7 protein-coding genes are annotated in these 6,773 nt (G+C 71.2%); 5 read left to right on the forward strand and 2 right to left on the reverse strand.

The genetic code is table 11. The annotated features are described in order from the left end of the window. Window positions 1-53 precede the first annotated feature (53 nt). A complete protein-coding gene (locus ACF1BE_RS06485; RefSeq protein ID WP_392197817.1) occupies window positions 54-1,163 on the forward strand; it encodes a DUF2786 domain-containing protein in 1,110 nt (369 codons plus the stop codon). Window positions 1,164-1,166: 3 nt separating this feature from the next. Here ACF1BE_RS06485 and ACF1BE_RS06490 read toward each other — a convergent pair whose 3' ends face one another. Then, window positions 1,167-1,682, reverse strand: coding sequence for a DUF4232 domain-containing protein (locus tag ACF1BE_RS06490; protein ID WP_392197818.1), 516 nt, complete (start codon window positions 1,680-1,682; stop codon window positions 1,167-1,169). Window positions 1,683-2,115: 433 nt separating this feature from the next. On the opposite strand from ACF1BE_RS06490, the gene ACF1BE_RS06495 reads away from it, so the two are divergent. Further along, window positions 2,116-2,385 carry a DUF397 domain-containing protein gene (locus ACF1BE_RS06495; RefSeq protein ID WP_205614162.1) on the forward strand — a complete coding sequence of 90 codons (270 nt, stop codon included), beginning with the start codon at window positions 2,116-2,118 and terminating at the stop codon, window positions 2,383-2,385. 110 nt (window positions 2,386-2,495) lie between these two features. On the opposite strand, the gene ACF1BE_RS06500 is transcribed toward ACF1BE_RS06495, so the two are convergent. Further along, window positions 2,496-2,993: an ATP-binding protein gene (locus ACF1BE_RS06500; protein ID WP_392197819.1), complete on the reverse strand. Its 498-nt coding sequence runs from the start codon at window positions 2,991-2,993 to the stop codon at window positions 2,496-2,498. A gap of 355 nt (window positions 2,994-3,348) precedes the next feature. On the opposite strand from ACF1BE_RS06500, the gene ACF1BE_RS06505 reads away from it, so the two are divergent. The 3 genes from ACF1BE_RS06505 to ACF1BE_RS06515 all read left to right on the forward strand — a co-directional run bounded on the left by ACF1BE_RS06505 (window position 3,349) and on the right by ACF1BE_RS06515 (window position 6,357). Beyond that, window positions 3,349-4,173, forward strand: a complete 825-nt coding sequence (locus ACF1BE_RS06505; RefSeq protein WP_392197850.1) for a helix-turn-helix domain-containing protein — start codon at window positions 3,349-3,351, stop codon at window positions 4,171-4,173. A gap of 88 nt (window positions 4,174-4,261) precedes the next feature. Continuing rightward, window positions 4,262-5,722, forward strand: a complete 1,461-nt coding sequence (locus tag ACF1BE_RS06510; protein ID WP_392197820.1) for an aldehyde dehydrogenase family protein — start codon at window positions 4,262-4,264, stop codon at window positions 5,720-5,722. Window positions 5,723-5,820: 98 nt separating this feature from the next. Beyond that, the gene (locus ACF1BE_RS06515) at window positions 5,821-6,357 is read left to right on the forward strand and encodes a DinB family protein (protein WP_392197821.1); all 537 of its coding nucleotides are present in this window, start codon (window positions 5,821-5,823) and stop codon (window positions 6,355-6,357) included. The last annotated feature ends 416 nt before the right edge of the window (window positions 6,358-6,773 follow it).

The raw sequence follows: 6,773 nt of genomic DNA on the forward strand, positions 1-6,773 counted from the left end.
AGGCTGTGGACGGCCGGCGCCGGCTGTCGGGGCCGCATGGCACGATCGACGGTGTGACCAGTACCGCCAGCACCGTCGAACGGGCCTTCCGCGCCGCCCTCTACGACGACACCGACACCGGGCTCGACACGGCCGCCTCCCTGCTCGCCGCAGACCCCGCCGCGGACGCCGAACTCGCGCTGCGCGGCGAGGACTTCGTGGCGGCGGCCTGGCGGCGCGGCTGGCAGCCCGCCGACGTCGTACGGCTGGTGCGGCGCGAGCTGGACGACGTACATGTGCGCCTGGCCGCCACGCTGATCCGGGCCCAGGCCGGACGGGGCCGGCCGCACGGGCGCCGCTGGGCCGCCCAGCTAAAGGCCCTGCCCGAGGGTTCCGTGCCCGGCACCGACCGGTTCTCGCGGGCCACCGCCGTCCTGGAGCTGTACCGCCTGCTGCTGCGCCTGCCCCCGCTGGAACCCTTGGAGGACGAGTCGCGCCGGGCCCCCGGTCCGGGCGCCTCCCGCATGCTGAGCCGCATTCGCGCGCTGCTCGCCAAGGCCGAGGCGACCGGCTATCCGCAGGAGGCGGAGGCGCTCAGCGCCAAGGCGCAGGAGCTGATGGCACGGCACAGTGTCGACGAGGCGCTGCTCGCCGCCGAGGCGCCCGCCCCGGACGCGCCCGGCGCCTGCCGCATCGGCGTCGACGCGCCGTACGAGCAGGCCAAGGCGATCCTGCTGGACGCGGTGGCCACCGCGAACCACTGCCGCGCGGTGTGGAACGAACCGCTCGGCTTCTCCACCGTCGTCGGCTTCGAGGCGGACCTGGAGGCCGTCGAGCTGCTCTACACCTCGCTGCTGGTGCAGGCCACACACGCCATGACCGAGGCCGAGGCGGCGCAGAGGGCCGGCGGCCGCAAGCGGACCAAGTCGTTCCGGCAGTCGTTCCTGGCGGCCTACGCGCACCGCGTGGGCGACCGGCTCGCGGCCGCGGCCGAGACCCAGGTGACCCGGGACCTCCTGCCGGTGCTGGCCACGCGCGCGACAGCCGTCACCGGCCGGCTGGAGCGCATGTTCCCGGAGACCACGAGCACCCGGCTGCGCGGGGTGAGCGACGCCGCGGGCTGGACCGAGGGCGCCCGCGCGGCGGACCGGGCGCAGGTCGGAGCCCGCCGCCGGCTCGGCTGACCATCAGTCGCCGACCTGCTGGAAGGCGCTGACGGAGGCGTCCGGGCCGCCGCCGCTGCCCCGGCCGGCGACGGGACCGTACGACCACGGGAAGGACCGGGTGCTGCCGGATCCGGGCAGGCTGATCCGCACCGTCCTGGCCGCCAGGGTGTTCTTGTCGCCGTCCTTGCCGCGCACGTAACTGATCGAGAAGGAAGCGGAGTCGCCCTTGGCGAGCTTCAGCTTCTGCGCTTTCGCGCCCTTGAGCGCGGGCACCGTGGCCTGCGTGGTGCCGGTCTCCAGCACGGCACCCGGGAAGTGGTCCAGCGTGCAGGGGGCGCTGTGGTTGGTGATGCTGACCGGGATCTCGCCGCTGTCTCCCGCCGCCGGGGCCACGCTCGCCGACCCCATCTGCACGGAGACCTCGCCGATCGTGCAGGCCGAGCCGGCGCTGCCGCCGCTGTCGCTCCCGCCGCCGTCGCAGGCGGTCAGCAGCAGGGCGGCGGTGAGGGCGGTGACGGTGAGCGGAATGACGCGCATGAGCAGGTCCCTGTCCACGTGGTGGTGACGGTGCCCCTGCATCATGGCCCCTGAACGCGGGCCCGGTTCGCGCACCCCGGCGCGACCCCCCTGGATCCGGGCCGGCACCCCGCCGACCGGACCGTCACCTGAACCCTGGAACAGTAAGGGCTCGCTACGCGTCTCTTCCTAGTGCACGGGGGTTCGATCCGCACGGTGCGGCCCGCAGGACGGCACGCGCGATCACGGGTGAGGCCGGGCCGGACACGGCCTGCCTGCTCGGGACAGGCGCTGGGCCGGCTTCGTAAAGCAGGCGTCAAGACCGTAATCGCGGGACCACTCCCCGTGCACGTGCATCTGCTCATGCGTTTGCACGTGAACAGAGTTATGATCCGGGTCAGTTGACCACAGCATCTATGGCCACATCAGCCAGTGCACCACCGGGGAGCGACCTGTGGACCGCGACGTTGACAACGTGTACGGGGGGTACGACGTGTACAACGGCATGGCTGCCACGCAGCTGGACGGAGTGGCCTGGCAGAAGAGCAGGCACAGCAATTCGCAGGGCTCCTGCGTGGAGTTCGCGAGACTGCCGGGCGGCGAGGTCGCCGTCCGCAATTCGCGCTTTCCGGACGGGCCGGCGCTCGTCTACACACGGGCGGAGATCGAGGCGATGCTCCTCGGCGTCAAGGACGGCGAGTTCGACCATCTGGTGGGCAGTTGACGCCGCCCCTTCACGGGACGGCCCGTTGGCAACGATGTCGGGGGCACAGGCGCACGCACGCGGCACACCGACGCGCGTAGACAGCGGGCGTCCGCCGGTGCCGTACCGGATCAGCCGGCCGCTTTGAGCCGGAACATCGCCCAGACCACCTTGCCGTCGAGGGCGCCCGCGAGCGGGTGCCAGCCCCAGCTGTCGGCGAAGGAGTCGACCAGGAACAGCCCGCGGCCCGACTCGGCGGCGAAGTCCTCCGAGTCGCGCGGCACCGGCGTCTCGTGGCTGGGGTCGCGCACCGCGCACACCAGGCGCTCGGTCCAGCGCAGAAGGTGCAGCCGCACGGACGGGCCGCACCCGTCGCCGCGCCGCTGATCGGCCGGCAGCGCGTGGCGCAGGGCGTTGGTGACGAGTTCGGAGACGACGAGGCAGATGTCGTCGAAGCGGTCGCCGGCGTCCCACTGGTCGAGAGTGTCGCGGGTGAAGCGCCGGGCCTCGCGCACCGCCTCGTACCGGGCGGGCAGGGCACAGGAGGCGGCATCGGACACGGCTGCGGGGTCCAACGGCGGAAGGCCCTGCCGTAACGGCTTGAGCATGGTCGATCCATTCGTCCCCATGCGAGGCACTCCCGGTTGTTCGCGGTCGTTGCGATGCAGCGGTGGCGCGGCACCCATGGTTTCGGATGCGTAGAGCAGATGCAAGGGCAGATGCACGTGCACGTGACCGAAATGAGGCTGCCCGTACCACTTCTTGGCCATTTTTTCTGCCATCTACCCGGCGGTTCCCCACGGTTTCCGTCAGAGGTCCCGACCTCTCCCGCTCCGGACCCCGCCACGACGGCCGAGGTCTTTCCGTTTCCGTAACCGGCCGAGTACTGCTCGAAGTGTTTTAGTGGCAGACTTCGGCCCCTGGAGACGGTTGGGGAGGCTGGCGAACGTGAGCGCGGGAGAGCCCGGATCGGTGGTGCGGCGGATGCTGCTCGGCTCGCAACTCAGGCGACTGCGTGAAGCGCGGGGCATCACGCGCGAGGCGGCGGGATACTCGATCCGCGCCTCCGAGTCGAAGATCAGCCGGATGGAGCTGGGCCGGGTGAGCTTCAAGACCAGGGACGTGGAGGACCTGCTGACGCTCTACGGCATCACCGACGAGTCGGAGCGCGAGTCGCTGCTCTCCCTCGCCCGGGAGGCCAACGTGGCGGGTTGGTGGCACAGTTACACCGACGTCCTGCCGAGCTGGTTCCCCACCTATGTGGGCCTGGAGGGCGCCGCCTCGCTGATCCGCGTCTACGAGGTCCAGTTCGTGCACGGCCTGCTCCAGACCGAGGACTACGCCCGCGCGGTGGTCCGGCGCGGCATGAAGGGCGCGAGCGCCGCCGACGTGGAGCGGCGGGTCGCGCTGCGGCTGGAGCGGCAGAAGTACCTGCTCTCCGACGCCGCCCCCGAGTTCCACATCGTCCTGGACGAGGCCGCCCTGCGCCGCCCCTACGGCGACCGCGAGGTGATGCGCGGCCAGCTCCAGCACCTGATCGACATCTCCGCCCGCCCCAACGTACGGCTCCAGGTCATGCCGTTCAGCTTCGGCGGCCACTCGGGCGAGAGCGGCGCCTTCACCATCCTCAGCTTCCCCGACGCGGACCTGTCCGACGTGGTCTACCTGGAGCAGCTGACCAGCGCCCTCTATCTGGACAAGCGTGAGGACGTCACCCAGTACGAGCAGGCACTGAAGGAACTGCAGCAGGACAGCCCCGGCCCGGACGAGAGCCGGGACGTGCTCCGCGGCCTCCTGCAGCTGTCCTGACGCGCCCCAACTCCCTTTTGTCGCCAGTACGATGACGTCCGATCAGACGTGGCGTAGATCTGGTGTCCGCTAGCGATTGAGGGATCACATGTCGTCCTACTTCACCGACCTGGCCCAGCAGTACATCGGCGGCGAGTGGCGCCCGGGTACCGGCTCCTGGGACGTCATCGACTTCAACCCCTACGACGACGAGAAGCTGGCCTCGATCACGGTGGCCACGGTCGACGAGGTGGACGAGGCCTACCGGGCCGCCGCCCGCGCCCAGAAGGATTGGGCCGCCACCAACCCCTACACCCGGCGCTCGGTGTTCGAGCGGGCGCTGAGGCTGATAGAGGACCGCGAGCAGGAGATAGCCGACCTGATCACCGCGGAACTGGGCGGCACGCGCGTGAAGGCCGGCTTCGAACTGCACCTCGCCAAGGAGTTCCTGCGCGAGTCGGTCCACCTCGCGCTGCGCCCGGAGGGCAGGATCCTGCCGTCACCGACCGACGGCAAGGAGAACCGCGTCTACCGTGTGCCGGTCGGCGTCGTCGGCGTGATCAGCCCGTTCAACTTCCCCTTCCTGCTGTCGCTGAAGTCGGTCGCCCCGGCCCTCGCGCTGGGCAACGCCGTGGTGCTCAAGCCGCACCAGAACACCCCCATCGCCGGCGGCACCCTGATCGCGAAGATCTTCGAGGAGGCCGGGCTGCCCGGCGGCCTGCTCAACGTGGTCGTCACCGACATCGCCGAGATCGGTGACGCGTTCATCGAGCACCCGGTCCCGAAGGTGATCTCCTTCACCGGCTCGGACAAGGTCGGCCGGCACGTCGCCACCGTCTGCGCCGCGAACTTCAAGCGCTCCGTCCTCGAACTGGGCGGCAACAGCGCGCTGGTGGTGCTGGACGACGCCGACCTCGACTACGCGGTGGACGCGGCGGTCTTCAGCCGGTTCGTGCACCAGGGGCAGGTCTGCATGGCCGCCAACCGGGTCCTCGTGGACCGTTCCGTCGCCGACGAGTTCACCGAGAAGTTCGTCGCCAAGGTCAGAACGCTCAAGGTCGGCGACCCGCGCGATCCGCAGACCGTCATCGGTCCGGTGATCAACTCCGCGCAGGCGGGAGCCCTCTCGGGCACCGTCGAGCAGGCCCTCGCCGAGGGCGCCACCGCCCTGGTGCGCGGCGCCACGACCGACAACCTGGTCGAACCCAGCGTGCTCACCGGGGTCCCCGCCGACTCCGCGCTGCTCCAGCAGGAGGTCTTCGGCCCGGTCGTCTTCCTCATCCCGTTCGACGGTGAGGAGGAGGCGGTGCGGATCGTCAACGACACCCCGTACGGCCTCAGTGGTGCGGTGCACACGGGTGACATCGAGCGGGGCGTCGCCTTCGCCAAGCGGATCGACACCGGCATGTTCCACGTGAACGACGGCACCGTCCACGACGAGCCGCTCGTGCCCTTCGGCGGTGAGAAGCACTCCGGCATCGGCCGCCTCAACGGCGAGACGACGCTGGAGGCGTTCACCACGGTCAAGTGGATCTCGGTGCAGCACGGGCGCAGCGCCTTCCCGTTCTAGTCCTCCCGCAGGGGTGGCCCTTGCGGACAGCGGTTGACCGCAAGGGCCCGTAGCGTCATCGGTGTCAGGCAGAAGGACCCGATGAGAGGCGGCCGGTCATGGTCACGCACGTGGCGGCGGAGGCGAAGGGCGACGAGCGCGGGGCACTGCTCGCGTTCATCGAGGAACAGCGCGGCGGCATCCGCCGGTCCCTGCTGGGGCTGACCGAGGAGCAGGCCCGCTCCCGCCCCAGCGCCAGTGAGCTGTCCCTCGGGGGCCTGCTGAAGCACGTCGCCGAGGTCGAGCAGGGCTGGGTCGCCCGGGCCCGGCAGGAACCGCCGGCGGTGCGGCGCGACGAGTCGAACTGGCACGAGACGTTCCAGCTGGTCGGCGACGAGACGGTCGCCTCGCAGCTGGCGTACTGGGAGCGGGTGGCCACCGGGACGGAGGCGTTCATCCGCTCGGCGCCGAGTCTGGACGACACCTTCCCGCTGCCGCCCGATCCCTGGTTCCCGCCCGAGGGCCGCGTCTCGCTGCGCTGGCTGTGCCTGCACCTGATCCGCGAGACGGCCCGGCACGCCGGCCACGCCGACATCATCCGCGAGTCGCTGGACGGCAGGACCGCGTTCGAGTTGGTGGCCCTGGCCCAGAGCTGACGGCCGCGGCCCGGCCGGGCCGCGGCGTCGGCGGGCCGTTGGGCCGCCGACATGCTCCGGTTCGGCCGCGGCCCTCGGTCCTGACGACCGGTGCGGCGTACGCCCCGGGGCCGGCGTGCGCCGCCGCGGGTCTGCTCCTACGGCTCCGCTTCGCCCTCGCGCTGCCGGAGGCCGTGCCCCGGTCGGCTCGGTGCGGTCGTGCAGTGGCCCCCGCCGTCGCCTGGCCGCTCGGGCTGCCGGCGGTGTTCCTCCCGCGTCCGGATGACACCGGATCAGGGGGCGGTGGCAGGGCACGCGAGCCCGGCATGGTCCGAACGAGGCCCTAGGTCGTGTCCGCAAAGTGTCGGCGTCGTTGGTCTGTGCGTGGTGCGTCGTCATGAGCTGACCGATGAGTCGTGGGCGTTGATCGAGCCGTT

It is taken from the genome of Streptomyces sp. NPDC014991, assembly GCF_043080665.1.
In the GTDB taxonomy this organism is placed as follows: domain Bacteria; phylum Actinomycetota; class Actinomycetes; order Streptomycetales; family Streptomycetaceae; genus Streptomyces.

Excerpts from the sequence above, each read along its gene's own strand:
- ACF1BE_RS06490 (WP_392197818.1), bottom strand. The coding sequence starts at position 1,682 with ATGCGCGTCATTCCGCTCACCGTCACCGCCCTCACCGCCGCCCTGCTG.
- ACF1BE_RS06505 (WP_392197850.1), top strand. The coding sequence starts at position 3,349 with ATGCTGCTCGGCTCGCAACTCAGGCGACTGCGTGAAGCGCGGGGCATC.
- ACF1BE_RS06500 (WP_392197819.1), bottom strand. The coding sequence starts at position 2,993 with ATGGGGACGAATGGATCGACCATGCTCAAGCCGTTACGGCAGGGCCTT.
- ACF1BE_RS06515 (WP_392197821.1), top strand. The coding sequence starts at position 5,821 with ATGGTCACGCACGTGGCGGCGGAGGCGAAGGGCGACGAGCGCGGGGCA.
- ACF1BE_RS06510 (WP_392197820.1), top strand. The coding sequence starts at position 4,262 with ATGTCGTCCTACTTCACCGACCTGGCCCAGCAGTACATCGGCGGCGAG.